Genomic DNA, 24009 nt, shown 5'->3' with positions numbered 1-24009 from the left:
TCGCGTACTTGTCGTCGTGGCTTTGCGGGGTCAACCGAAGATTGTAGCGGAGCGATACAAGCGACTTCAACGCGCCGCAGCCCGCGCGAAGGCCGCGCCTATACTTTCGCGCACCTCAACTACACCGCAGGCACTCGACATGAGCTTCGTCAAGGAATTCCGCGAGTTCGCCATGAAGGGCAGCGTCGTCGATCTCGCGGTCGGCGTGATCATCGGCGGCGCCTTCGGCAAGATCGTCGACTCCCTGGTCGCCGACATCATCATGCCGCTGATCGGCCTGGTCTTCGGCAAGCTGGACTTCTCCAACCTCTACGTCGTGCTCGGCAGCATCCCGGCGGGCGTGGCCGACAACCTGGCGGAACTCAAGAAGGCCGGCGTGCCGGTGCTGGCCTACGGCAACTTCATCACCATCGCGGTGAACTTCATCATCCTGGCCTTCGTGATCTTCGTGATGATCAAGCAGATCAACCGGCTGCGCCGCACCGAGGAGCCGGCGCCGACGCCCGCCGCGCCGCCCGAGGACATCGTGCTGCTGCGCGAAATCCGCGACAGCTTGAAGAAGTAGGCCTCAGCCCGCGCGCGAGGCCAGCGCGCGCGCCATGCGCACCGCCGCGAGCAGGCTCGCGGCATCGGCCACGCCCTGCCCCGCGATGTCGAAGGCAGTGCCGTGGTCGGGGCTGGTCCGCACGAAGGGCAGCCCCAGCGTCACGTTGACGCCCTGCTCCACGCCCAGGTACTTCACCGGGATCAGGCCCTGGTCGTGGTACATCGCCACCACCACGTCGAACGCGCCCGGCGCTCCCCCCCGGCTGCGGGCGCGCATGAACACGGTGTCGGGCGGGTGGGGGCCGTCGGCCTCGATGCCCTCGGCCCGCGCCGCCGCGATGGCCGGCCCGATGATCTCGATCTCCTCCCTGCCGAAGAGCCCGCCCTCGCCCGCATGCGGGTTCAGGCCCGCCACGCCGATGCGCGGCGCGAAGCCCAGCATCGCCGCCAGCGCCTCGTGCGTGATGCGCAGCGTCTGCGTCAGGCCCTCGATGCTGAGCGCCTCGATCGCGTCGCGCAGCGGGACGTGGATGCTTGCCAGCACGGTGCGCAGCTCGTCGTTGGCGAGCATCATGCGCACCGGCACCTCGGCCGGCGCCTCGCCGAGGTGGCTGGCCGCCTCGGCCTGCAGCAGCTCGGTGTGGCCCGGATAGGGGAAGCCCGCCGCGGCCAGCGCCTCCTTGTGCAGCGGCGCCGTGACCATCGCGGTGACCTCTCCCCGCAGCGCCGCACGCGCGGCCCAGACGACGGCCTCGCCCGCCACGCGGCCGGCCGCCGCGTCGATGCGCCCCATCGCGAGCGGGCCGGGCGGTGCCACCGCCTGCAGCACGGGGATGCAGCGCGGCGGCGCGTCCAGCGCCTCGGCGCCGGCATCGAGTTCGGCCACCGGCAGCGGCGGCGCGCCCTCCCTCGCCGCGAGCACGCTGGCGCGCCGCATGGTGCCAACGTCGCCGGCCACGAAGCAGCCTGCCATCAGCTCGGGCGCCTCGGCGAAGGCCCGCGCCAGGATCTCCGGGCCGATGCCGGCCGGATCGCCCTGCGTCAGCGCGATCGGGCCGGCCGGGGAATGCAGGGTGCTGGCGTTCACGCGGGGTTGTCGATGTCGATGAACTCGTGATTCAGCCCCAACTGGGCCGCCACGTGCCCGGCGACGGCCGGGGCGCCGTAGCGCTCGGTCGCGTGGTGCCCGCAGGCCAGGAAGGCCACGCCCGCCTCGCGGGCATAGTGGGCCTGGGGCTCCGAGATCTCGCCGGTGATGAAGGCGTCGGCGCCGGCCGCGATGGCCGCCTCGAAGTAGCCCTGCGCGCCGCCGGTGCACCACGCCACGCGCCGGATGGGGCCGCGGCCGGGATCCACCAGCGTCGCGGGCCGCCCAAGCACGGCCTCGACGTGGCGCGCCAGCGCCGGCGCATCGGCGAAGCCGTCGCCCTCCGCCTCGGCCCGGCGCCCGATGAAGCCCAGTTCCTGCTCGCCGAACCGCCCCTCGGGCCCCGGCTCGGCCACCAGGCCCAGGCGCAGGCCGAGCTGGGCGTTGTTGCCCAGCTCCGGGTGCGCGTCCAGCGGCAGGTGGTAGGCGAAGAGGTTGATGTCGTGCGCCAGCAGCAGGGCCAGGCGCTGCTTCATCCAGCCGGTCACGCGACCATCCTGCCCGCGCCAGAAGAGGCCGTGGTGCACGAAAACCGCGTCCGCCTGGGCCGCGATGGCCGCCTCGATCAGCGCCCGGCTGGCGGTGACGCCCGAGACGAGGCGCCGCACCGCGGTGCGGCCCTCCACCTGCAGGCCGTTGGGGCCGTAGTCCTTGAAACGCCCCGGCGCCAGCAGCAGGTCGAAGGCGTGCAGCAGTTCGTGGCGGGTGGTGGTCATGCGGGCATTGTCGCCCTCCGGCAGGGGTCCGCGCACCCGCCTGCCCGCCGGGCTTGAGGGACAATGCCGGCCTCGGGCCGCGCACCGCGGCTCCTTCATTCCGGCCTCTTTTTCATGAAGCGCATCTGGCTGCTGTTCGCCCAAGCCGTGACCGTCCTGCTGGCGGCGTATTTCGTGGTCGCCACTCTCAAGCCCCAGTGGCTGCAGCACGGCAGCACCCGCTCGCTCGGCGGCGTGGTGTCGATCATCGAGGCGCCGACGGCCGGGCCCGGCTCGGCCCTGCCCGCGCCCGGCAGCCTGAGCGCCGCGGCCAAGAAGGCGGCGCCGGCGGTGGTGAGCATCAACACCAGCAAGGCCGCCAGCCGCCACCCGCGCAGCGACGACCCCTGGTTCCGCTTCTTCTTCGGCGACCAAGGCGATTCGCAGCCGCAGGTGGGCCTGGGCAGCGGCGTGATCGTCAGCGCCGACGGCTACATCCTCACCAACAACCACGTGGTCGAGGGCGCCGACGAGATCGAGGTCACGCTCAACGACGGACGCCACGCGCCGGGCAAGCTCATCGGCACCGACCCGGACACCGACCTGGCCGTCATCCGCATCACGCTGGACAAGCTGCCGGTGATCGTGCTGGGCAATTCCGACGCGCTGCAGGTGGGCGACCAGGTGCTGGCGATCGGCAACCCCTTTGGCGTCGGCCAGACGGTCACCAGCGGCATCGTCTCGGCCCTGGGCCGCAACCAGCTCGGCATCAACACCTTCGAGAACTTCATCCAGACCGACGCGGCGATCAACCCCGGCAACTCCGGCGGCGCGCTGATCGACGTCAACGGCAACCTGGAGGGCATCAACACCGCGATCTACTCGCGCTCGGGCGGCAGCATGGGCATCGGCTTCGCGATCCCCGTGTCCACGGCCAAGCAGGTGCTGGAAGGCATCGTCAAGGATGGCCAGGTCACGCGCGGCTGGATCGGCGTGGAGCCCAACGACCTCTCGCCCGAGCTGGCGGAGACCTTCGGCGTCAAGGCCACCGAGGGCGTGATCATCACCGGCGTGCTGCAGAACGGGCCGGCGGCGCGGGCGGGCCTGCGGCCGGGCGACGTGATCACCGCGGTGGGCGACAAGGACATCGGCAACGTGCAGGAACTGCTCACCGCCGTGGCCGGGCTGAAGCCCGGCAGCAGCGCCCTGTTCAAGCTGCAGCGCGGCGCCGACCGGATGGAGCTGGACGTGACGGCGGGCACCCGCCCGCGCACGCCGATCCGCCGCCTGCCGAACTGAGCGCCGGCCGGCGCCCCCGGACCCTGCAGCCTCAGGGCTGCGCCGAATCCGTCTTCTGCTCTCCGGCGCCGTCTTCCTCCGGCGCCTTGGTCGCACGCACGAAGTACTGCGCCGCGAAGATGCCGACCTCGTAGAGCAGGCACATGGGGATCGCCAGTGCGAGCTGCGAGATCACGTCGGGCGGCGTGATCACCGCCGCCACCACGAAGGCCACCACGATGAAGTAGCCGCGGAAGGAGCGCAGCTTCTCGATGGTGATCATCTCGAAGCGCACCAGCAGCATCACCACGATGGGCACCTGGAAGGCCGCGCCGAAGGCCAGGTACAGCGACAGGATGGACTCGACGTAGGACGAGATGTCCGGCGTGGCCGCCACCGACTCGGGCGTGAAGTGCTGGATGAAGCCGAACACCCGCTCCAGCACGAAGAACTGCACGAAGGCGATGCCGGCGTAAGCCAGGAAGCTGCCGAAGATGATCAGCGGCAGCGCGAAGCGCTTCTCGTGGCTGTACAGGCCCGGCGCGACGAACATCCAGATCTGGTACATCAGCCACGGCAGCGCCAGCAGCACGGCCGCCATCATCAGCACCTTCAACGGCACGAAGAAGGGCGAGAACACGCCCACGGCGATCAGCTTCGCGTCGGGCGGCATGTGGTGGCGGATGGGCACGGCGATCCAGTCGATCAGCCCGCTCGGGCCCGGCCAGACGGCCAGCAGCGCCGCCGCGATCGCCACGCCGTAGATGCAGTAGAGCAGCCGGTCGCGCAGCTCGGCCAGGTGGGCGACGAAGGGCTGCTCCGTGCCGGCCAGCTCGTCTTCTTTGTTCTTGGGATCGGAATCAGCCATCGGGGGAAGGGTCCGCGGGGCCGGACTCCGGCGCGAGGGGGAAGAAAGGGGGCGCCGCCGGCGCTAGTTGAACTTCTGCGGACGGTAGCGGGCCACGCGCGCGGCGCCCGACTGGGCCCGTGTGCGCACGCCGTTGCGCGTCTTGTACCAGTGGGGAACGGCGCCCTGCTTCAGGCGCCAGTTCTTGCGGGGAGGCTTGTAGACGGGATAGACCGGCGCAGCCTCGATGAACTCCGGCGAGAGCGCATCGACTTCGGCGCCCGACAGGCTGCTCTCGACCTCGCGCGCGCTGCTGTGGATGCTCTGCTCCACGTCGCGGGCGGCGCCCTCGACGGTGTCCTTCATCTTGCGCAGCTCGTCCAGCTCCATCGAGCGGTTGACCTCGGCCTTGACGTCGTTGACGTAGCGCTGCGCCCGGCCGAGCAGCGTGCCCACCGTGCGGGCCACGCCCGGCAGCTTCTCGGGGCCGATGACGATCAGCGCCACCGCGCCGATCAGCGCCATCTTGGAAATGCCGAGGTCGATCACGGGCGCCGGTGCGGTCGCAAGGCTCAGGACTTCTGGCGCGCTTCGACGTCGATGGTCGACTTGTCGGCGCCGGGGGTGGTGTTGGTCACCTGCTGCGCAGGGGCGGCGGGATCGGCCTGGCCGTCCTTCATGCCGTCCTTGAAGCCCTTGACGGCGCCGCCGAGATCGGAGCCGATGTTCTTGAGCTTCTTGGTGCCGAACACCATGACGACGATCAGCAGCACGATCAGCCAGTGCCAGATGGAAAGGGAACCCATGGATTGCTCCTGAAGAATCTGTGAATTTTAGTCAATGGGGCGCCGGCGGTGCGCCGAAAGCCCGGATCACCCGCGGGCCCAGGGCCGCGGGCCGCCCATGACGTGGACATGGAGATGGTGCACCTCCTGCCCGCCCTCGCTGCCGGTGTTGACCACCACGCGGAAACCGCCCTCGGGGTACGGGTTGCAGCCCTGCTCCAGCGCCAGCTTCGGCGCCAGGGTCATGATGCGCCCCATGAGGCCGGCGTCCTCGGGGGTGAGTTGCGCCATCGACGGGATGTGGCGCCGGGGCACGACCATGAAATGCACCGGCGCCCAGGGCGCGATGTCGTGGAAGGCGAAGAGCTCCTCGTCCTCGTAGACCTTCTTCGAAGGGATCTTTCCCTCGACGATCTTGCAGAAGATGCAGTTCGGGTCGTGCGACAAAGTTCGTTTCTCCGGTGAGTCGGCCATCAATCCATCGGCCGGCCCGCGTTCATGCGGACCATGCCCTTGACGATGCGGTAGAGGAACCACAGCGAAATCAGGCTCCAGGCGATCCACCCCGGCACCAGCAGCAGCAGCCACAGCCAGGAGGTCAGCAGGTACAGCACGCCGGCCCACAGTACGGAGCGGATGCGCCAGCTGAAGTGCGAGGCCTGCCAGGTGTCTGCCGCGTCGTCGCGCTTGACGAAGTCGATCAGCAGCGCCAGCAGCAGCAGGAGCACCGACACCTGCGCGCCCGGGACCACGGCCGCGATGGCCACGACCAGATGCAGGATGTAGCTGACCCAGCCGATGGTCTTCAGCGACTCCTCTTCCTTGCTTTCCACGGTGACGATGTCGTTGGCCATGCACAGTCCTTTCGTCGTTCAGTCGCCGGCGGCCTCGCGGCCCTGCGCCTTGCGCAGCGCCTTCTCCTCGATGCCGCTGGTGCCCTCGCGGCGCGCCAGCTCGGCCGCCACGTCGCGCGGCGCCAGCCCATAGTGAGCCAGCGCGATCATGCTGTGGAACCACAGGTCGGCCACTTCGTTCACTATTTTCTGCCGCTCGCCGCCGTGGTCGGCGTCCTTGGCGGCCATGACGACCTCGGTGGCCTCCTCGCCGATCTTCTTGAGGAAGGCATCCGGGCCGCGGTGCAGCAGGCGCGCCACGTAGCTGGCCTCGGGGTCGCCGCCGCGCCCGGGCAGGCGGCTCTCGATCACGGCCGCCAGGCGGTCGAGCACATCGGTGGTGGCTGCGGATTCGCTCATCGCGGTCATTTGTAGATGCTCTCCGGGTCCTTCAAGACCGGCTCGACCGTTTTCCACGCGCCATCCTCGTATTTCTGGAAGAAGCAGCTGTGACGGCCCGTGTGGCAGGCGATGCCGGGCTCGTGGCCCTGCTGGGTCACCTCCAGCAGCACCACGTCGTTGTCGCAGTCCAGGCGGATCTGGTGCACGGTCTGCACGTGGCCGGACTCCTCGCCCTTGAACCACAGCCGGCCGCGCGAGCGGCTGAAGTACACGGCGCGGCCCAGCTCGGCCGTCTTCGCCAGCGCCTCGCGGTTCATCCAGGCGAACATCAGCACGTCCTTGCTGCCGCGCTCCTGGGCGATCACCGGCACCAGGCCGGCCGCGTCCCATTTCACTTCGTCGAGCCAATCCATGCGGCGATTGTGGATCAATCGCCGCGCCCGGCCGGGGGCACGGAATTTGCTGCGAACGGGCCATCACGATGACGACCACGTCCATGCCTTCCGGCCTCCGCTTCCTCATGGCCGCCCGCCGCTGCGAGATCGAGGAGCTCGCGCACCTGGGGCGCACCGTCGCGCTGGTGGGCTGCATCGGCGGGCTCGTCCACGCGCTGCAGAAGGAGCGCGGCCTGTCCAACATCTTCCTCGGCTCGGGCGGCACGCGCTTCGCGGCCGAACGCACCGCGCAGGTGGCCGAGGCGCAGGCGGCCGAGCAGGCGGTGCGCGCCGCCCTGGACCGGCTGACGCAGGAGCCCCAGTCGCCGGGCAGCGGCACGCGCCTGTTCAACCGCGTGGCCTGGGTTCTGCCGGGGCTGGACGCGCTGGCGCAGCTGCGTGCGCGCATCGGCGCGGCCGCCGTCTCGCCCGCGCAGGCCGCCGCGGCCTTCTCCAAGCTCATCGGCGGGCTGCTGGCGGTGGTGTTCGAGGCCGCCGACGGCGCCACGGACCCGCAGATCTCGCGCCAGCTGGTGGCGATGTTCAACTTCATGCAGGGCAAGGAGTTCGCCGGACAGGAGCGCGCCTTCGGCGCCGCCGCCTTCACCCGCGCGCGCGCCGACGCGGCGCTGCGCCCGCCCTGGCTGCACCTGATCGAGTCGCAGGAGCGCTGCTTCGAGGTCTTCGCCGACTTCGCCGACGAGGCGCTGCGCACGCAGTGGCAGGCCGCGCACGGCGGCGCGGACACGGCGGAGCTGGAGCGCCTGCGCCGCATCGGCTGCGCGGCGCCGGGGCCCGACCTCGACCCCGAGCTGGGCCCGGCCTGGTTCGCCTGCTGCACGCGCCGCATCGACGCCATGCGCGTGCTCGAGGCGCAGCTGGCGCAGGGCCTGCGCGTGCTGTGCGACCGCAAGATCGCCCAGGCGCACGCCGAGCTGCAGCAGTACGGGGCGCTGGCCGACGCGCCGGGGCCGGCGCCGCAGGCGGGCTTCTTCGACGACGGCGACGCCAACGCGCCCGCGCCGGCCTCCTCGGCCTTCGGCCGCCAGCTCGAGCGCTCGGTGCTGGACATGGTGCAGGCGCAGGCGCGCCGCCTGCAGGCCATGAGCGACGAGCTGGAGACCGTGCGCGCCAGCCTCAACGAACGCAAGGTGGTCGAGCGCGCCAAGGGCCTGCTGATGGCGCATCGCCACCTGAGCGAGGAGGAGGCGCACAAGATGCTGCGCCAGACGGCCATGAACCAGAACCGCCGGCTGGTCGAGGTCGCGGAATCGGTGCTGGCGATGGCGGAGTACCTGCCAGCGCGCTGAGCAGGGATGGTGCAGCGCACAAGATGCGTGCCTCGCCGCCTCGTCGTTGTGCCTCCGGTGGCCCGATCCGCGGGAAATGGCCTGGCTTTTCCGTCCGAAGCGCCCCCGAGACCGCTGGCACGGCGCTTGCGATAGACAGCCCAGACCGGTGAAGGCCGGGCCGGCGGCATCCAACGGGGGATGCGGCCGGCGAAACGGACAAAGGCGTCCTCTGCCCGCGTGGGTTCGTTCGCGACAGCGAGCGGATGCACGCGCGGCGAGGACGCCTTTTTTCGTTTTTTGCCCTTCGCCGCCCTGCCCCTTTCTTCGACTGGAGTTGGCCCCATGACCCTTGCTGCAACCCCTGCAACGCCGCGGCTCGGCCGCCGCACCGTGCTCAAGGCCGCCGTCGCCGGCGCGGTCGGCATCGACCCGGCCCTGCGCGCCGCCGTCTGGGCCGCCGGCTCCGACAAGCCCGAGAAGGAGGAGGTGAAGATCGGCTTCATCCCGCTGACGGACTGCGCCAGCGTGGTGATGGCCTCGGTGCTGGGCATCGACAGGAAATACGGCGTGAAGATCGTGCCCAGCAAGGAGGCGAGCTGGGCCGGCGTGCGCGACAAGCTGGCGAACGGCGACCTGGACTTCGCCCACGTGCTCTACGGCATGGTGTACGGCATGCACCTGGGCACCGCGGGCCCGAAAAAGGACATGGCAGTGCTGATGACCCTCAACCGCAACGGCCAGGGCCTCACGCTGTCGAAGAAGCTGGCCGACAAGGGCGCCGTCGACCTGGCCAGCCTGGCGAAGCTGATGGCCGCCGAGAAGCGCGAATACACCTTCGCCCAGACCTTCCCCACCGGCACGCACGCCATGTGGCTCTATTACTGGCTGGCCTCGGGCGGCATCCACCCGCTCAAGGACGCCAAGAGCATCGTCGTGCCGCCGCCGCAGATGGTGGCCAACATGCGCGTGGGCAACATGGACGGCTTCTCGGTCGGCGAGCCCTGGAACCAGCGCGCCATCATGGACGGCATCGGCATCACCGCCGCCACCTCGCAGGACGTATGGCCCGACCACCCCGAGAAAGTGCTCGGCGCCACCGGCGACTTCGTGAGGAAGCACCCCAACACGGCGCGCGCCGTGACGGCCGCCGTCCTCGAGGCGGGCAAGTGGATCGACGCCGGCCTGCAGAACAAGAACCGCATGGCCGAGACCATCGCCGACAAGGCCTACGTCAACACCAGCGTGGAGGCGATCAACCAGCGCATCCTGGGCCGCTATGTCAACGGCCTGGGCAGGAGCTGGGACGACCCGAACCACATGAAGTTCTACGCCGACGGCGCGGTGAACTTCCCCTACCTCTCGGACGGCATGTGGTTCCTCACCCAGCACAAGCGCTGGGGGCTGCTCAAGGAGCACCCCGACTACCTGAAGGTGGCCACCGAGATCAACCGCATCGACATCTACAGGCAGGCCGCCGCCGCCACCGGCACCGCCGTGCCGGCCAGCCCGCTGCGCACCAGCAGGCTGATCGACGGCATGGTGTGGGACGGCAAGGACCCGAAGAAGTACACCGACGCCTTCAAGGTGCAGATGGGCTGAAGCGCCCTTCCCTTCGACATCCACCGGAGCCTCCCATGGTCAGTGCCGTCTTCCACCTGCCGCTCGATGCGCAGCCCCCCGCGTCCGCGGCGCCGCCGCAGCGCGCCGCGGCGAACGAACCCCTGCACCCGCCGGTGCCCGCCGCCGCTGCCGCGCCCGCCGCGAAGGTGCCGCGCGACATGCGCTGGCTGTGGCTGCGCGTGCTGCCGCCGCTGCTGGGCTTCAGCCTGCTGGCGCTGGTGTGGGAGCTGGTCGCCGCGCGCAGCGGCGACGGCTTCCCCGGCCCCGGCGAGACCTGGCAGCAGGCGCTGCAGGTGTTTGCCGACCCGTTCTACCGCAACGGCCCCAACGACCAGGGCGTGGGCTGGAACGTGCTCTCCTCGCTCCAGCGCGTGGCGCTGGGCTTCGGCCTGGCGGCGCTGGTGGGCATCCCGGCGGGCTTCGCCATCGGGCGCTTCACCTTCCTGGCGCGCATGTTCAACCCGATCATCAGCCTGCTGCGCCCGGTCTCGCCGCTGGCCTGGCTGCCGATCGGTCTGCTGGTCTTCAAGGGCGCCAACCCGGCCGCCATCTGGACCATCTTCATCTGCTCGATCTGGCCCATGGTCATCAACACCGCGGTGGGCGTGCAGCGCGTGCCGCAGGACTACCTGAACGTGGCGCGCGTGCTCGACCTCTCCGAGTGGAAAGTCGTCACGAAGATCCTCTTCCCCGCCGTGCTGCCCTACATGCTGACCGGCGTGCGCCTGGCCGTGGGCACCGCCTGGCTGGTGATCGTGGCGGCCGAGATGCTGACCGGCGGCGTCGGCATCGGCTTCTGGGTGTGGGACGAGTGGAACAACCTCAACGTCAAGAACATCCTCATCGCGATCTTCGTCATCGGCATCGTCGGCCTCGTGCTGGAGTACGCCCTCGTCCGGCTCGCCACCGCCTTCACCTTCGAGGAGGTCCGCTCGTGAACGACGAACGCAGGTACATCCAGATCCAGGGCGTCGGGCAGGAATTCAAGGCGCCCAAGGCGCCGGGCGGCCGCTTCGTCGCGCTGCAGGGCATCGACCTGGCCGTCGCCAAAGGCGAGTTCGTCACCCTGATCGGCCACTCCGGCTGCGGCAAGAGCACGCTGCTGAACCTCATCGCCGGCCTGGCCCGGCCCACGCAGGGCGTGCTGCTGGCCGACAACAGGGAGATCGCCGGCCCTGGCCCGGAACGCGCCGTGGTGTTCCAGAACCACTCGCTGCTGCCCTGGCTGAGCTGCTTCGAGAACGTGCACCTGGGCGTGGAGCGCGTCTTCGGCGGCCGGGAAGGCCGGGCGCGGCTGAAGGAGCGCACCGACGAGGCGCTGGCGCTGGTGGGCCTGGCACATGCCGCGCACAAGCGCCCGGGCGAGGTCTCGGGCGGCATGAAGCAGCGCGTGGGCATCGCCCGCGCGCTGGCCATGCAGCCCAAGGTGCTGCTGATGGACGAGCCCTTCGGCGCGCTGGATGCGCTGACCCGCGCCAGGCTGCAGGACGAGTTACTGGTCATCGTGCAGAAGACGAAAAGCACGGTGGTCATGGTCACGCACGACGTGGACGAGGCGGTGCTGCTGTCGGACCGGATCGTGATGATGACCAACGGCCCGGCGGCCACCATCGGCGAGGTGCTGCGCGTGGACCTGCCGCGCCCGCGCGACCGGGTGGCGCTGGCGGAGGACCCGGCCTACCTGCACTGCCGCAAGGCGGTGATCGACTTTCTCTACACGCGCCAGGCGCACGTGGAAAAGCAGGTCGCATGAGCCCCCGCCCGGCCGCTCCGAAGGGGGCTCGCACCGCAGTGCGAAGCACGGAGGTCATCCAATGAAGCTCGTGGTCGTCGGCAACGGCATGGCCGGCATGCGCACGGTGGAGGAGCTGCTGCGCCTCGCGCCGGGCCTGTACGACATCACCGTCTTCGGCGCCGAGCCGCATCCCAACTACAACCGCATCATGCTGTCGCCGGTGCTGGCGGGCGAGCAGATGATCGACGACATCGTGCTCCACCCGTGGGACTGGTACGCGCGCCACGGCATCGCGCTGCACGCGGGCTGCCGGGTGACGCAGGTGGACCGGGTGCGCCGCCGGGTGCGCGCCGTGGACGCCGGCGGGCGGCAGGTGGAGGCGGGCTACGACCGGCTGCTGCTGGCCACCGGCTCCACCCCCTTCATGCTGCCCGTGCCGGGCCGCGAGCTGCAGGGCGTGATCGGCTACCGCGACATCGCCGACACCCAGGCCATGATCGAGGCTGCACGCAGCCACCGCCATGCGGTGGTGATCGGCGGCGGCGTGCTGGGCCTGGAGGCCGCCAGCGGGCTCGCCCGGCGCGGCATGCAGGTCACGGTGGTGCACGTCAACGCCTGGCCGATGGACCGGCAGCTCGATGCCGAGGCCGGCGCGCTGCTGCGCGAGGCGCTGCAGGCGCGCGGCATCGCCTTCCGCCTCGGCGCGCGCACCGAGGCGCTGCTGGACGACGGCAGCGGCCGGGTGCGGGCCGTACGCTTCGCGGACGGCAGCGAGATCCCGGCCGACCTGGTGGTGATGGCCGTCGGCATCCGCCCCAGCATCGCGCTGGCGCAGCAGATGCGGCTGCACTGCGAGCGCGGCATCGTGGTCAACGACACGCTGCAGACCGTGACCGACCCGCGCGTGTACGCCGTGGGCGAGTGCGCGCAGCACCGCGGCATCGCCTACGGACTGGTGGCGCCGCTGTTCGAGCAGGGCCGGGTCGCGGCCAACCACCTGGCGCAGATGGGCATCGGCCGCTACCCGGGCTCGCTCGTGCCGACGCGGCTGAAGGTCACCGGCATCGACCTGTTCTCGGCCGGCGACTTCATGGGCGGCGGGGAGACCGAGGAGATCGTGCTCAGCGACCCCGCCGGCGGCGTCTACCGCAAGCTGGTGCTGCGCGGCGACCGGCTGGTGGGCGCCTGCCTGTACGGCGACACCGCCGACGGCGGCTGGTACCTGGACCTGCTGCGCGAAGGCCGCAGCGTGGCGGACATCCGCGACCAGCTCATGTTCGGCGAACCGGCGGCGGCGCATGGCTGAAACGCGGTCCACCTGCCCCTACTGCGGCGTGGGGTGTGGCGTGGTGATCGAGACCGACGCAGGGCAGATCACCGGCGTGCGCGGCGACCCGGACCATCCGGCCAACTTCGGCCGGCTGTGCACCAAGGGTTCGACGCTGCACCTCACGGCCGCGGCCGAGGTGACGCACCAGGCGCGGCTGCTGCAGCCGATGCGGCGCGCGACGCGCGGCCAGGCGCCGCAGCCGGTGGGCTGGGACGCGGCGCTGGACCAGGCGGCCGATGCGTTCGCGCGGGTGATCAGCGAGCACGGCCCCGACGCGGTGGGCTTCTACCTGTCGGGCCAGTTGCTGACCGAGGACTACTACGTCTTCAACAAACTCGCCAAGGGCCTGGTCGGCACCCACAACCTCGACACCAACTCGCGCCTGTGCATGAGCAGCGCGGTGGCGGGCTACAAGGCCACGCTGGGCGCCGACGCGCCGCCGGCCTGCTACGACGACCTGAACCACGCGCAGTGCCTGTTCATCGCCGGCAGCAACACGGCCTGGGCGCACCCGATCCTGTTTCGCCGCATCGAGGACGCGAAGCGCGCCAACCCGGCGATGAAGATCGTCGTCGCCGACCCGCGCCGCACCGACACCTGCGAGATCGCCGACCTGCACCTGGCGCTGCAGCCGGGCAGCGACGTGATGCTGCTGCACGGCATGCTGTACCTGATGCTGCGCGAGGGCTGGACGCAGCCCGGCTACATCGCGGCGCACACCACCGGCTTCGAGGCGCTGGCCGCCAGCGTGCGCGAATGCACGCCCGAGCGGGTGGCGCAGGTGTGCGGCATCGCGCCGGCCGACCTGCTGCTGGCGGCGCACTGGTTCGCCACCTCCCGCGCCACGCTCAGCCTCTACTGCATGGGCCTGAACCAGTCCTCGCACGGCACCGACAAGAACGCGGCCCTGATCGGCCTGCACCTGGCCACCGCGCAGATCGGCCGCCCGGGCGCCGGCCCCTTCTCGCTCACCGGCCAGCCCAACGCGATGGGCGGGCGCGAGGTGGGCGGGCTGGCCAACCTGCTGCCGGGCCACCGCGAGCTGGCCGACCCGGCCCATCGCGCCGAGGTCGCGGCCTTCTGGGGCGTGCCCGGCCTCTCCGCCGTGCCGGGCAAAAGCGCCATCGAGATGTTCCGCGCCGCCGCCGAGGGCGAAATCAAGGCGCTGTGGATCGCCTGCACCAACCCGGCGCAGTCCATGCCCGACCAGGCCACCGTGCGCCGTGCGCTGGAGCGCGCCGAGCTGGTGGTGGTGCAGGAAGCCTTCGCCACCACCGCCACCTGCGCTTTCGCCGACCTGCTGCTGCCGGCCACGACCTGGGGCGAGAAGGAAGGCACCGTGACCAACAGCGAGCGCCGCATCTCGCGCGTGCGCGCCGCCGTCGCGCCGGCCGGCCAGGCGCGGCACGACTGGGCCATCGGCGTGGACTTCGCGCGCCGCCTGGCGCGGCGGCTGGGCCGCGGCGAGGCACTGTTCCCCTACGAGCGGCCCGAAGAGGTGTGGAACGAGCACCGCGCGTCCACGCGCGGCCGCGACCTGGACATCACCGGCCTGAGCTACGCCCTGCTCGACGCCGCGCCCCGCCAGTGGCCCGCGCCGGAAGGCGCCGCCGAAGGCCGCGCACGCCTGTACGAAGACGGCGTGTTCGCCACGCCGGACGGCCGCGCCCGCTTCGCCGCCGCGCCCTGGCAGCCAGTGGCCGAGCCGCGCGACGCGCGCTTTCCCTTCTCGCTGAACACCGGCCGCCTGCGCGACCAGTGGCACGGCATGAGCCGCACCGGCACGCTCGGACGCCTGTTCGGCCATGTGCCCGAACCGGTGCTGCACATGCATCCGCAGGACATGGCGCGCGCCGGCCTGGCCGAGGGCGAGCTGGCGGAAGTCACCTCGCGCCACGGCAGCCTGCGCCTGCCGGTGGCGGCCAGCGCGGACCTGGGGCCGTCGCAGGTCTTCATCCCCATGCACTGGGGGCCGGAATTCATCGGCGGCCGGCGCGCGGACGGCACCGCCATCGCGGGCGTGAACGCGCTGACCACGCCGGCGCACTGCCCGGTGTCGAAGCAGCCGGAACTCAAGCACGCCGCCGTGCAGGTGACGCGCGCCGCGCTGCCCTGGTCGCTGGTGGCGATGGCCTGGCTGCCGGGCGAGCGCGCGCTGGCCGTGCGCGGCGCCCTGCGCGCGCTGGTGGAGGACCTGCCCTTCTTCAGTTGCGTGTCCTTCGGCGACGGCACCGCCGGCGTGCTGCTGCGCGCCGCCGGCGCCGACGCGCCGCCCGATGCACTGCTGGCGCACATCGAGGCACTGCTGGGGCTGGAGGACGCCGGCACCCTGCGCTACATCGATGCACGCCGCGGCCAGCGCCGCGCCGTGCGGCTGGTGCGGCACGGGGACACGGCCCACGTCGCCGGCGTGCTGCTGTCGGGCGATACCCGGGCCGAGGGCTGGCTGCGCACCCTGCTGCAGGAACAACTGCCGGCGCAGGACTTCGGCCGCCGGCTGCTGTCCTTCCAGGCCACGGCGCCCGCCGGCGTGGCGGCGCGCGGCAAGGTGGTGTGCAACTGCTTCGGCGTGGGCGAACGCGCGATCGGCGAGGCGCTCGCCGCCTGCGGCGGCAGCGACGAGGAGCGGCTGGCGCAGTTGCAGGGCACGCTCCGATGCGGCACCCACTGCGGCTCCTGCCTGCCGGAACTCAAGCGCATGGTGCGCGCCGCGCCGACGGCACAGGCGGCCTGAATGCCCGGATGCCCTTGCTGCCCGCCCAGGCATAAGCAATGCGCCGATCCGGCATAAGGCCTGCGGGACAATCCGGCCTCCCATGGGCAGCATCGCGCACTACATCAAGGACATCGGCCGCGGCGCGCGCGGCGCGCGGCCGCTCGAGCGCGCGCAGGCGGCCGACCTGTTCGGCCAGGTGCTCGACGGCGCGGTGACCGACCTGGAGGTCGGCGCCTTCTGCCTGGCCATGCGCGTGAAGGGCGAGACCACGCAGGAGATGGCGGGCTTCCTGGACGCCACGCACGAGCGCCTGAACCGGCTGCCGGCCAGCGACCGCGCGGTGGTGGTGCTGCCCAGCTACAACGGCGCGCGCCGGCTGCCCGTGCTCACGCCGCTGCTGGCGCTGCTGCTGGCGCGCGAGGGGCTGCCGGTGCTGGTGCACGGCAGCGCCACCGAGTCCAGCCGCGTGCTGGCGGCCGACGTGCTGGCCGCGCTGGACGTGCCCGCACAGCCGTCGGTGCAACGCATCGCGTGCGGCCAGGTCGCGGTGCTGGAGACGGCCCAGCTCCATCCGGGCCTGAAGCGCCTGCTGGACGTGCGCCGCGTGGTGGGCCTGCGCAACGCGGGGCACAGCGTGGTCAAGCTGATGCAGCCGGTGGACGGCCCCGCGGTGGTGGTCGGCAGCTACACGCACCCGGCCTTCGGCACCGTGATGACCGAGCTGTTCCAGTTGCTCGGCATGACGGCGATGCTCTCGCGCGGGCTGGAGGGCGAGGTGGTGTGCGACCCGCGCCGCACGCCGCAGGTCGACGGCTTCGTGCGCGGCGAACACGCGCTTCTGCAGGCCCAGCAGCCCGGCACCGCGGGCGAGGTGCCCGGCCTGCCGCAGGACATCGGCGTCGAGGCGACGGCCGACTACACCCGCCGCGTACTGGCAGGAAACTTGCCTGTGCCCGAGCCCATCGCCGCCCAGGTGCGGCACGTCGTGCAACTCGCATCCCACGCATGAATCCGAACCCCATGAACACCGGAAGCTGCACCCTGGTGGGCGCCGGCCCCGGCGACCCCGATCTGCTGACCCTCAAGGCCGTCAAGGCGATCCAGGCGGCCACGGTGCTGCTGGTGGACGACCTGGTGAACGAGGACATCCTGCAATGGGCGCGGCCCGACGCGCGCATCGTCCGCGTCGGCAAGCGCGGCGGCTGCCGCAGCACGCCGCAGGCCTTCATCGAGAAGCTGATGATCGCCGCCGTGCAGGAGGGCCACGCGGTGGTGCGCCTGAAGGGCGGCGACCCGTTCATCTTCGGCCGCGGCGGCGAGGAGGTGGAGCACCTGCGCGAGGCCGGCATCGAGTGCACCGTGGTCAACGGCATCACCGCCGGGCTGGCCGCCGTCACCTCGCTGGGCGTGCCGCTCACACACCGCGACCATGCGCAGGGCGTGGTGTTCGTCACCGGCCATGCGCGCACCGGCGCGGCGGCGCAGCACGACCCGACGGACTGGCGCCAGCTGGCCGCCACCGCGCGCGACGCGCGGCTGACGCTGGTGGTCTACATGGGCGTGGCCGGCGCCGCGCACATCCAGCAGCAGCTGCTGGACGGCGGCCTGCCGGGCGATACGCCCGTCGCGGTGGTGCAGCACGCCAGCCTGCCGCAGCAGCGGCACGTCTGCACCACGCTGGCCGATCTGTCGGCCGCACTGTCCGGCTCGGGCCTGGGCAGCCCCTCCGTCATCGTGGTGGGGGACGTGCTGCGCGGCATGGCCGCCGTGGCTGCGACGCGGCACTTCGGGACCTGACCTCCCGGCCCACCGGTCTGTATCGGCTATCGGGCCGGCCTCCGAGGATCGCGCTGTGGAAGCGTCAGCGCGCGTCCCAGCTCCCGCGCGAAAGACGCCATCTCTGCCTCGGCCGCACAGCTGCGGGCCAGGAAGCGAGCGAAGCCATGCGGCATGCCCGGCGCGCAGCGGTGCGTGACCGGCACACCCGATGCGGACAATGCGCCGGCCAAGGCCTGCGCTTCGTCACGCACCGGGTCACACTGGGCGCTGAGGATGTGAGTGCGCGGCAGGCCGCGCCAGTCGTGCACGCGCAGCAGGTCGAAATACGGTTGGACGTTGCCGCGCCCCTGCTCGCCTCCGAGCCATTCCCAGTACTGCAGCAGGTGCTCGCGGCTCAGCCCCGGCGAATTCGCATGCTCGCGGTGGCTGGGAAGATCGGCCCTCGGCGACACGGCCGGATACAGAAGGCCCAGCCACGCCAGCGCCCTCCCGGCCTGAACGGCCTTCAGCGCGGTGGCGCATGCCAGATGCGCGCCCGCACTGTCGCCCAGCAAGGCCACGGGGCGACCGTTCGCCAGTTCCCGATGGACCCATTGCAGGGCGAACTCGCTGTCTTCCAGCGCAGCCGGATGGGCGTTCTCCGGGCAGAGCCGATAGTCCACGGCCACCAGTTCCAGGCGCGCGGCCGAGGCCAGCCAGGCGCACAGCCCATCGTGCGATGCCAGGCTCCCGGCGCTCCAGCCGCCGCCATGAAGGTAGAGCGCCAGCGGCGCCGCCTCCCTGTGCACGTCCTGCGCCAGGTAGCGGCGCACCCGGACCGGCGAGGCATGCGCGCGCGGCAGCAGCAGATCCTCGCGCGCCACCCGTGGCGCCCGGGGTGCACCCGCCAGGTCGGCCAGGCGCTCATAGCGCCGCCGACGGCGTTCGACGTCCGTGTCCGGCGGCCCGAGCTGCATGCTGGCGAACCGGAGGAATTCGTCGAGTTCGGCGTCGAGGGTGCCATCGGCGTGCATGCCGCCCTCCGCGGCGGGTTGGCCGGAGGTGGCGCTCATTCCGGCGTGATGCGTCGTTCCCTGATGGTCGAGCTCCACTTGCGGAAATCGCCGGCGACGATCTCGCCGAATTTCTCGCGGCTGCTTCCCACGGAACTCACCCCGATGCGGCCGAACTCCCCGGAGACTTCAGGCAGGCGCATCACCTTGCCGATTTCCGCGCTCAGCCTGTCGAGGACGGCGGCAGGCGTGCGCGATGGCGCGAAGAAGCCGAACCAGTTCATCACCTCGAAGCCGGGCACGCCCTGCTCGGCCACGGTCGGCACGTCGGGCAGCGCCGCACTGCGCGCCGGCGACGTGACGGCCAGCGCCCTGGCGCGGCCGTCCTTGATCAGCGGTATCGCAGAGGAAGGATTGTCGAAGATGCCTGTGATCTGGCCGCCGAGAAAGTCGCTGACCCAACTGGAGCCGCCCCGGTAGGGCACGTGCTGGCTCTGCATGCCGGCCATGGAGACGAGCAGTTCGTGCGCCATGTGCGGCATGGTCCCGATGCCGCCGGAAGCGACGAAATACTTCTGCGGCTCCTTCCGGGTCATGGCGATGAACGCGCGCATGTCCCTGGCCGGGAAGTCCGGGCGCACCAGGAAGACCAGCGGGTTGGCGATCGCCTGCGATACCGGCGTGAGCTCCTTCATCGGATCGAAGCCGAGCTTCTCGAACAGCGGCCCCATGACGGTGATGATCGGACCGGTGTAGAGCACGGTGTACCCGTCGGGCTCAGCCCGGGCGACCAGGTCGGTGCCGATCTGCGTGTTCGCGCCGGACTTGTTCTCGACGAAGAACTGCTGGCCGAGCCGGTCGCCCAGATGGCGGCAGACCACGCGCGCGGAACTGTCGGAGATGTTGCCCGGCGCATACGGCACGACCACGCGCAGCGGCCTGGCGGGCCAGCCCTGCGCCATGTCGCCCTGGGCCCAGGCACGGGTGAGCGGCACGCCGCATGCAGCCGCTGCCGCCGCGGCGCCGAGCATCCGGCGGCGGGGCAGCGACACGGGAAGCGTCGCAGGATCGGGTTTCCGGGGCATGGCGCAGTCTCCTGTCGTTGGAATGGCGCCGAGTGTTCTTGCGCGTGGTGCCGGCGTCCAATGAATAATCGGGCACCGGCATTCCTGATGGGAATACCTGAAGCTGCAGCCCCCGAAGGACATGGCAGTCCGCTGCGCCGGTTCAAGCCCGCAATGCGTCCGCCACGGCTGCCTGCTCGCCCAGCCAGGCGGTCAGCGCCTCCAGTCCCGCATGGCGCGGCTGCACCTTGGGTGTGAGCAGGTAGAAACCGTGCCGCGCGGTCACCATGGCGCCGATGCGCACGAGCTGGCCGCCGGCGAGCTCGCCCTGAACGAGGAAGGGCGGCACCATCGCCAGGCCGCGGCCGGCCACGGCCGCAGGGATGAGCACCGAGTACTGCTCGCAATCGATGCGTTCGGCATGCGCGCCTTCCAGGCCCAGCGCGCGAAGCGACTCGTCCCAGAGCGTGGGCCGCAACACATGGCTGAGCAGCGGCAGCGCCTCGATCAGCCGGCGGTTGATGCGGCGCACGTCGATGCCCCGGGCACGCAGGAACTCACGACGGGCGGGCGCCATGGCAAAGCAGAAGTGCCTGCCCACCAGGTAGCGCGAGCGCCATCCCTGGAAGCGCCCCGTGCCCGCGCGGATCTCGGCGTAGGCCTGTGCAGCCTGTCCCTGCGCATCGGGCAGGCGTGCCACCAGTTGCACGCGCACGCCGGGATGGCGCGCCTCGAAGTCGTCGAGCAGCGGGATGAGCCAGCGCTGCGCGACCGCCGGCGCCACGCCCAGGCGCACGCCCTGGGCCGCGGCCGTGCTGGCGGACATGCGGGTCTCGGCATCGTCCAGCATCTGCAGTGCGCGCTGCACCGAGCGCAGGTAGGGGCGCGCCGCCGCAGTGATCAGCATGCCCTGCCCCGACCGCTCGAACAGCCTGGCACCGAGCATCTCCTCGAGCGCCTGGACGTGCTTCGTGACGGCGCTCTGCGTCAGGTGCGCCTGCAGCGCCGCGGCTGAAACGCTGCCCGTGCGGGCCACCAGCACGAAGACCCGCAAGGTTTGCAGCGAGTGGCGTACGCGCTTCATGCGGCCAGTCTACTTCGCTGCATGTGGCCGGCCCGCCTGCCTAGAATTCCCGGCTGTTGACGCGGACGTCTGGACGGGGAATCGGAATGCTGGAACTCGACAAACTCAACGAACTCGCCGAGAGCCACGGCGAACTGCAGCGCGGCAGGGTCATGGTCACGGGCGTGATCGCGCTGTCGCTGGCCGTGCTGTGCTTCCTGGGCGTGCTCGCCTTCCACTTCCCGCAGTACCTCACCACGCCCGAGCTGCGCAAGAGCTACGACGTGGACGTGATGCGGTACGTGCTGCTCACGGCCATGGTCGTCTCGGGCGGCCTGGCGCTGGTGAACATCATCTTCAACCGCACGCGCTGGCTGTCGTCCTTCGCCTTCCTGCTGGTGGCCGCGGCCGCGCTGCTGGGCGGGCACAAGGTCGACGTGGACCCGAACTTTCCCGACGGCACGCCCTACATCGGGCTGGACTGGTTCATCCTCGACCTGCTGGGCTCCTCGCTGATCTTCATCTTCATCGAGAAGCTGTTTGCCCACCGCAAGGACCAGCCGATCTTCCGCGCCGAGTGGCAGACGGACTTCCACCACTTCGTGGTCAACCACATGATCGTGGGCTTCGTGCTGCTGGCGACCAACCTGCTGGTGCACAAGCTCTTCGGCTGGGCGGCCAACGATGGGCTGCGCGGCTGGATCGCGGGCCTGCCCTTCTGGGCCGGCGTGCTGCTGATCATCCTGGTGGCCGACCTGGTGCAGTACTGGACGCACCGCGCCTACCACGAGGTGCCGCTCCTGTGGCGCCTGCACGCGGTGCACCACAGCGTCAAGAGCATGGACTGGCTGGCCGGCTCGCGCCAGCACATCCTGGAGCTGCTGATCACCCGCACGCTGGTGCTCGCGCCGATCTACGTGCTGGGCTTCTCCAAGGAAGTGATCGACGCCTACATCGTCATCGTCGGCTTCCAGGCGGTGTTCAACCACTGCAACGTGAGCGTGCGCCTGGGGCCGCTGCGCTACGTCATCGTCACGCCCAACTTCCACCACTGGCACCACAGCCAGGACGACGAGGCGATCGACAAGAACTACGCGGCGCACTACGCCTTCCTCGACTACCTGTTCGGCACCGCCGTCAAGAGCACGCGGCTGTGGCCCGAGCGCTACGGGGTGGTGGGCGACTACGTGCCCAACGGCTTCTTCAAGCAACTGAAGTTCCCCTTTGTCTGGAAGGGCTGACCCGGCGCCGGCCGCCCGCTTCGACGCCGTCGTCATCGGCGCCGGCGCCGCCGGCCTCTTCTGCGCGGCGCTCGCCGGCCAGCGCGGGCTGAAGGTGCTGCTGATCGACCACGCCGAGCGCGTGGCCGAGAAGATCCGCATCTCGGGCGGCGGGCGCTGCAACTTCACCAACCGCGAGCTGGACCCGCGCGCACCGCAGCGCCACTTCCTGGGCGAGAACCCGCACTTCTGCCGCTCGGCGCTGGCGCGCTACACGCCGCAGGACTTCATCGCGCTGGTGGAGCGCCACGGCATCGCCTGGCACGAGAAGCACAAGGGGCAGCTCTTCTGCGACGGGCCCTCGCAGCAGATCGTCGACATGCTGCTGGCCGAATGCGCGGCCGGCGGCGTCGCGCACTGGCAGCCCTGCGCCGTGCAGGGCGTGCAGGCCGCGGACGGCGGCGGCTATCGGATCGAGACGGCACGCGGCGCGGTGCACGCGCCGCGGGTGGTCGTCGCCACCGGCGGGCTGTCGATCCCGCAGATCGGCGCCAGCGACTTCGGGCACCGCCTTGCACGGCAGTTCGGCCTGAAGCTCGTTCCGCCCCGGCCCGCGCTGGTGCCGCTGACCTTCGGCGGCGGGGCCTGGGCACCCTACGCGCAACTGGCCGGGCTGGCGCTGCCGGTCGAGATCGGCACCGGCAGCAGGAAGGCGCGAGCTGCGTTCCACGAAGATCTTCTCTTCACCCACCGCGGCCTCTCCGGCCCGGCCGTGCTGCAGATCTCCAGCTACTGGCAGCCGGGCACGCCGCTGACGATCGACTTCGCGCCCGGCGTGGACATGGCCGCCGCGCTCGCCGAGGCCAAGCGCGATTCGCGCAAGCAGGTCGCCAACGAACTGGCCGCCCACATGCCCGCGCGGCTGGCCGAGGCCTGGGCCGCGCAGGACCCGGCCCTGCAGCGCCCCGTCAACGAGGCGCCCGACAAGGCCCTGGCCCGGCTGGCCGAGCGCATCGGCCGCTGGGAGATCACGCCCGAGGGCACCGAGGGCTACAGGAAGGCCGAGGTCACCGCCGGCGGCGTCGACACGCGCGAGCTGTCGTCCCAGACGATGGAGGCCGCCCGGCAGCCGGGCCTGTTCTTCATCGGCGAGGTGGTGGACGTGACCGGCTGGCTGGGCGGCTACAACTTCCAGTGGGCCTGGGCCAGCGCGCACGCCTGCGCCGGGGCGCTGGCCGCCGGCTGAGTCACAGCACCGAGAACTGGCGCCGGTAGGCCGAGGGCGAGATGCCGAAGGCCTCGCGGAAGCCCTGCCGCAGCGAGACCGCCGAGCCGAAGCCGGCATCGGCGGCCACCGCCTCGACCGGCCGGTCGCTGGACTCCAGCAGGCGCTGCGCCAGCGCCAGGCGCTGGCCCTGCAGCCACTGGCCGACGGTGGTGCCGGTGGCCTGGCGGAAGCGCCGGGTGAAGGTGCGGCGACTCATCAGCGCCCGGCGGGCCAGGCCGTCCAGCGTGTGCGGCTGGTGCAGGTGCCCGCCCAGCCATTCGAGCAGCGGCCCCAGGCGGTCGCGCTCGGCGGGGGCCCGCACCGGCTGCTCGATGTACTGCGCCTGGCCGCCCTGGCGGTGCGGCGCCACCACCATGCGGCGCGCGGCGCGGTTGGCCGCCTCCGCGCCGTGGCGCACGCGCAGCAGGTGCAGGCAGCAGTCGATGCCGGCCACGGTGCCGGCGGAGGTGAGCAGGTCGCCGTCGTCCACGTACAGCACGTCCGGCTGCAGCCGCACCCTCGGGAAGCGCTCGGCGAAGGCCGGCGCCGCGTACCAGTGGGTGGTGGCGGGCCGGCCGTCGAGCAGGCCCGCCTCGGCCAGCAGGAACGCGCCCAGGCACAGGCCGACGACGACAGCGCCGCGCCGGTGCGCGGCCTGCAGGGCGCGCACCAGCGCGGGCGCCGGCGGCGGCCCCGCATCGTCGTGCCAGGAGGGGACGACCACGATGTCGGCGCCGCACATCGCCTCCAGCCCGTACGGCACCTCGACGGTGAAGCCGGCGCTGGTGCGCAGCGGGCCGGGCTCGGCCGCGCACACGCGCACCCGGAAGCACGGGCCGCCGGCGACTGTGCGCTCCTCGCCGAACACCAGGCAGGGCACCGAAAGGTGGAAGGGGCTGATGCCGTCGAAGGCGAGCACGGCGATGGTGTCGGTCTTCGTGCGGGACATGGCCCGATTCTATCG

General features: G+C 71.4%; 25 protein-coding genes. 12 read left to right on the top strand and 13 right to left on the bottom strand.

Annotated elements, in window-relative coordinates:
- Positions 1–139 precede the first annotated feature (139 nt).
- Positions 140–565 carry a large conductance mechanosensitive channel protein MscL gene (gene mscL, locus ACIY1X_RS08540; protein WP_399679805.1) on the top strand — a complete coding sequence of 142 codons (426 nt, stop codon included), beginning with the start codon at positions 140–142 and terminating at the stop codon, positions 563–565.
- 3 nt (positions 566–568) lie between these two features.
- Here mscL and pdxA read toward each other — a convergent pair whose 3' ends face one another.
- Together pdxA and ACIY1X_RS08530 are read right to left on the bottom strand one after the other, a co-directional pair.
- Positions 569–1633, bottom strand: coding sequence for a 4-hydroxythreonine-4-phosphate dehydrogenase PdxA (pdxA, locus tag ACIY1X_RS08535; protein WP_399679803.1), 1065 nt, complete (start codon positions 1631–1633; stop codon positions 569–571).
- Positions 1630–2409 carry a Nif3-like dinuclear metal center hexameric protein gene (locus ACIY1X_RS08530; RefSeq protein ID WP_399679802.1) on the bottom strand — a complete coding sequence of 260 codons (780 nt, stop codon included), beginning with the start codon at positions 2407–2409 and terminating at the stop codon, positions 1630–1632. Before ACIY1X_RS08530 ends, pdxA begins: the two co-directional genes overlap by 4 nt.
- Before the next feature lie 114 nt (positions 2410–2523).
- Between ACIY1X_RS08530 and ACIY1X_RS08525 the strand changes: the two genes are divergently transcribed.
- Complete coding sequence (locus ACIY1X_RS08525) at positions 2524–3687, top strand: trypsin-like peptidase domain-containing protein (protein WP_399679800.1); 1164 nt, start codon at positions 2524–2526, stop codon at positions 3685–3687.
- 31 nt (positions 3688–3718) lie between these two features.
- On the opposite strand, the gene tatC is transcribed toward ACIY1X_RS08525, so the two are convergent.
- The 7 genes from tatC to hisI all read right to left on the bottom strand — a co-directional run bounded on the left by tatC (position 3719) and on the right by hisI (position 6946).
- The gene (tatC, locus tag ACIY1X_RS08520) at positions 3719–4534 is read right to left on the bottom strand and encodes a twin-arginine translocase subunit TatC (RefSeq protein ID WP_399679798.1); all 816 of its coding nucleotides are present in this window, start codon (positions 4532–4534) and stop codon (positions 3719–3721) included.
- A 63-nt stretch (positions 4535–4597) separates the two neighbouring features.
- Positions 4598–5062 (bottom strand): Sec-independent protein translocase protein TatB, encoded by a 465-nt coding sequence (tatB, locus tag ACIY1X_RS08515; protein WP_399679797.1) that lies wholly within the window; start codon positions 5060–5062, stop codon positions 4598–4600.
- Positions 5063–5085: 23 nt separating this feature from the next.
- Positions 5086–5319, bottom strand: coding sequence for a Sec-independent protein translocase subunit TatA (gene tatA, locus ACIY1X_RS08510; protein WP_038209581.1), 234 nt, complete (start codon positions 5317–5319; stop codon positions 5086–5088).
- Between the two features lie 66 nt (positions 5320–5385).
- Positions 5386–5745: a histidine triad nucleotide-binding protein gene (locus ACIY1X_RS08505; RefSeq protein ID WP_038209579.1), complete on the bottom strand. Its 360-nt coding sequence runs from the start codon at positions 5743–5745 to the stop codon at positions 5386–5388.
- Positions 5746–5771: 26 nt separating this feature from the next.
- Positions 5772–6152, bottom strand: a complete 381-nt coding sequence (locus ACIY1X_RS08500) for a DUF4870 family protein (protein ID WP_399679796.1) — start codon at positions 6150–6152, stop codon at positions 5772–5774.
- 18 nt (positions 6153–6170) lie between these two features.
- A complete protein-coding gene (locus ACIY1X_RS08495; RefSeq protein WP_399679794.1) occupies positions 6171–6551 on the bottom strand; it encodes a phosphoribosyl-ATP diphosphatase in 381 nt (126 codons plus the stop codon).
- Positions 6552–6556: 5 nt separating this feature from the next.
- Positions 6557–6946, bottom strand: a complete 390-nt coding sequence (gene hisI, locus ACIY1X_RS08490; RefSeq protein ID WP_038209575.1) for a phosphoribosyl-AMP cyclohydrolase — start codon at positions 6944–6946, stop codon at positions 6557–6559.
- Positions 6947–7029: 83 nt separating this feature from the next.
- Here hisI and ACIY1X_RS08485 point away from each other — a divergent pair, with 83 nt between their 5' ends.
- The 8 genes from ACIY1X_RS08485 to cobA all read left to right on the top strand — a co-directional run bounded on the left by ACIY1X_RS08485 (position 7030) and on the right by cobA (position 17457).
- Positions 7030–8277, top strand: coding sequence for a nitrate- and nitrite sensing domain-containing protein (locus tag ACIY1X_RS08485; protein ID WP_399679792.1), 1248 nt, complete (start codon positions 7030–7032; stop codon positions 8275–8277).
- A 324-nt stretch (positions 8278–8601) separates the two neighbouring features.
- Entirely contained in the window at positions 8602–9858 is a 1257-nt protein-coding gene (locus tag ACIY1X_RS08480; RefSeq protein WP_399679790.1) for a CmpA/NrtA family ABC transporter substrate-binding protein, read from the top strand.
- Positions 9859–9893: 35 nt separating this feature from the next.
- The gene (gene ntrB / locus ACIY1X_RS08475) at positions 9894–10817 is read left to right on the top strand and encodes a nitrate ABC transporter permease (RefSeq protein WP_399679788.1); all 924 of its coding nucleotides are present in this window, start codon (positions 9894–9896) and stop codon (positions 10815–10817) included.
- The gene (locus tag ACIY1X_RS08470; RefSeq protein ID WP_399679787.1) at positions 10814–11632 is read left to right on the top strand and encodes an ABC transporter ATP-binding protein; all 819 of its coding nucleotides are present in this window, start codon (positions 10814–10816) and stop codon (positions 11630–11632) included. The genes ntrB and ACIY1X_RS08470 overlap by 4 nt, the downstream gene beginning before the upstream one ends.
- Positions 11633–11693: 61 nt before the next feature.
- A complete protein-coding gene (locus tag ACIY1X_RS08465) occupies positions 11694–12920 on the top strand; it encodes an NAD(P)/FAD-dependent oxidoreductase (RefSeq protein ID WP_399679785.1) in 1227 nt (408 codons plus the stop codon).
- On the top strand, positions 12913–15678 hold the full coding sequence (locus ACIY1X_RS08460; RefSeq protein ID WP_399679783.1) for a molybdopterin-dependent oxidoreductase: 2766 nt from the start codon (positions 12913–12915) through the stop codon (positions 15676–15678). Before ACIY1X_RS08465 ends, ACIY1X_RS08460 begins: the two co-directional genes overlap by 8 nt.
- Before the next feature lie 82 nt (positions 15679–15760).
- Positions 15761–16669, top strand: coding sequence for a DNA-binding protein YbiB (ybiB, locus tag ACIY1X_RS08455; RefSeq protein ID WP_399679782.1), 909 nt, complete (start codon positions 15761–15763; stop codon positions 16667–16669).
- Positions 16670–16680: 11 nt separating this feature from the next.
- Positions 16681–17457, top strand: coding sequence for a uroporphyrinogen-III C-methyltransferase (gene cobA, locus ACIY1X_RS08450; protein WP_399679780.1), 777 nt, complete (start codon positions 16681–16683; stop codon positions 17455–17457).
- Between the two features lie 26 nt (positions 17458–17483).
- On the opposite strand, the gene ACIY1X_RS08445 is transcribed toward cobA, so the two are convergent.
- From ACIY1X_RS08445 to ACIY1X_RS08435, 3 genes are read right to left on the bottom strand one after another with little or no spacing between them, the layout of a single operon-like run.
- Complete coding sequence (locus ACIY1X_RS08445; RefSeq protein ID WP_399679779.1) at positions 17484–18491, bottom strand: alpha/beta hydrolase; 1008 nt, start codon at positions 18489–18491, stop codon at positions 17484–17486.
- Entirely contained in the window at positions 18488–19639 is a 1152-nt protein-coding gene (locus ACIY1X_RS08440; RefSeq protein WP_399679778.1) for a Bug family tripartite tricarboxylate transporter substrate binding protein, read from the bottom strand. The genes ACIY1X_RS08445 and ACIY1X_RS08440 overlap by 4 nt, the downstream gene beginning before the upstream one ends.
- A gap of 19 nt (positions 19640–19658) precedes the next feature.
- Positions 19659–20579 (bottom strand): LysR family transcriptional regulator, encoded by a 921-nt coding sequence (locus ACIY1X_RS08435; RefSeq protein ID WP_399679776.1) that lies wholly within the window; start codon positions 20577–20579, stop codon positions 19659–19661.
- Positions 20580–20665: 86 nt separating this feature from the next.
- Between ACIY1X_RS08435 and ACIY1X_RS08430 the strand changes: the two genes are divergently transcribed.
- Both ACIY1X_RS08430 and ACIY1X_RS08425 read left to right on the top strand, forming a co-directional pair.
- Positions 20666–21799 (top strand): sterol desaturase family protein, encoded by a 1134-nt coding sequence (locus ACIY1X_RS08430; protein WP_399679774.1) that lies wholly within the window; start codon positions 20666–20668, stop codon positions 21797–21799.
- Positions 21783–23024 (top strand): NAD(P)/FAD-dependent oxidoreductase, encoded by a 1242-nt coding sequence (locus ACIY1X_RS08425; RefSeq protein ID WP_399679772.1) that lies wholly within the window; start codon positions 21783–21785, stop codon positions 23022–23024. The genes ACIY1X_RS08430 and ACIY1X_RS08425 overlap by 17 nt, the downstream gene beginning before the upstream one ends.
- Before the next feature lies 1 nt (position 23025).
- Here the strand turns inward: ACIY1X_RS08425 and ACIY1X_RS08420 are convergent, their stop codons facing one another.
- Positions 23026–23994 carry a GlxA family transcriptional regulator gene (locus tag ACIY1X_RS08420; RefSeq protein ID WP_399679771.1) on the bottom strand — a complete coding sequence of 323 codons (969 nt, stop codon included), beginning with the start codon at positions 23992–23994 and terminating at the stop codon, positions 23026–23028.
- Positions 23995–24009 lie beyond the last annotated feature (15 nt).

Origin of the sequence: Xenophilus sp., assembly GCF_044462705.1 — a bacterium.
Lineage (GTDB): Bacteria > Pseudomonadota > Gammaproteobacteria > Burkholderiales > Burkholderiaceae_C > Xenophilus > Xenophilus azovorans.
Note: the sequence above shows the minus strand (reverse complement) of the source record. Positions and strands in the feature narration are given on the sequence as shown.

What these genes read in the sequence shown, in the direction of transcription:
- ybiB (WP_399679782.1), top strand. Translation starts at nt 15,761, where the DNA reads ATGGGCAGCATCGCGCACTACATCAAGGACATCGGCCGCGGCGCGCGC.
- tatA (WP_038209581.1), bottom strand. Translation starts at nt 5,319, where the DNA reads ATGGGTTCCCTTTCCATCTGGCACTGGCTGATCGTGCTGCTGATCGTC.
- ACIY1X_RS08420 (WP_399679771.1), bottom strand. Translation starts at nt 23,994, where the DNA reads ATGTCCCGCACGAAGACCGACACCATCGCCGTGCTCGCCTTCGACGGC.
- ACIY1X_RS08445 (WP_399679779.1), bottom strand. Translation starts at nt 18,491, where the DNA reads ATGAGCGCCACCTCCGGCCAACCCGCCGCGGAGGGCGGCATGCACGCC.
- ACIY1X_RS08485 (WP_399679792.1), top strand. Translation starts at nt 7,030, where the DNA reads ATGCCTTCCGGCCTCCGCTTCCTCATGGCCGCCCGCCGCTGCGAGATC.
- ACIY1X_RS08500 (WP_399679796.1), bottom strand. Translation starts at nt 6,152, where the DNA reads ATGGCCAACGACATCGTCACCGTGGAAAGCAAGGAAGAGGAGTCGCTG.
- ACIY1X_RS08440 (WP_399679778.1), bottom strand. Translation starts at nt 19,639, where the DNA reads ATGTCCTTCGGGGGCTGCAGCTTCAGGTATTCCCATCAGGAATGCCGG.
- ACIY1X_RS08460 (WP_399679783.1), top strand. Translation starts at nt 12,913, where the DNA reads ATGGCTGAAACGCGGTCCACCTGCCCCTACTGCGGCGTGGGGTGTGGC.
- cobA (WP_399679780.1), top strand. Translation starts at nt 16,681, where the DNA reads ATGAACACCGGAAGCTGCACCCTGGTGGGCGCCGGCCCCGGCGACCCC.
- ACIY1X_RS08465 (WP_399679785.1), top strand. Translation starts at nt 11,694, where the DNA reads ATGAAGCTCGTGGTCGTCGGCAACGGCATGGCCGGCATGCGCACGGTG.
- hisI (WP_038209575.1), bottom strand. Translation starts at nt 6,946, where the DNA reads ATGGATTGGCTCGACGAAGTGAAATGGGACGCGGCCGGCCTGGTGCCG.
- ACIY1X_RS08495 (WP_399679794.1), bottom strand. Translation starts at nt 6,551, where the DNA reads ATGAGCGAATCCGCAGCCACCACCGATGTGCTCGACCGCCTGGCGGCC.
- ACIY1X_RS08480 (WP_399679790.1), top strand. Translation starts at nt 8,602, where the DNA reads ATGACCCTTGCTGCAACCCCTGCAACGCCGCGGCTCGGCCGCCGCACC.
- ACIY1X_RS08530 (WP_399679802.1), bottom strand. Translation starts at nt 2,409, where the DNA reads ATGACCACCACCCGCCACGAACTGCTGCACGCCTTCGACCTGCTGCTG.
- ACIY1X_RS08430 (WP_399679774.1), top strand. Translation starts at nt 20,666, where the DNA reads ATGCTGGAACTCGACAAACTCAACGAACTCGCCGAGAGCCACGGCGAA.
- ACIY1X_RS08435 (WP_399679776.1), bottom strand. Translation starts at nt 20,579, where the DNA reads ATGAAGCGCGTACGCCACTCGCTGCAAACCTTGCGGGTCTTCGTGCTG.
- ACIY1X_RS08525 (WP_399679800.1), top strand. Translation starts at nt 2,524, where the DNA reads ATGAAGCGCATCTGGCTGCTGTTCGCCCAAGCCGTGACCGTCCTGCTG.
- mscL (WP_399679805.1), top strand. Translation starts at nt 140, where the DNA reads ATGAGCTTCGTCAAGGAATTCCGCGAGTTCGCCATGAAGGGCAGCGTC.
- ntrB (WP_399679788.1), top strand. Translation starts at nt 9,894, where the DNA reads ATGGTCAGTGCCGTCTTCCACCTGCCGCTCGATGCGCAGCCCCCCGCG.
- tatC (WP_399679798.1), bottom strand. Translation starts at nt 4,534, where the DNA reads ATGGCTGATTCCGATCCCAAGAACAAAGAAGACGAGCTGGCCGGCACG.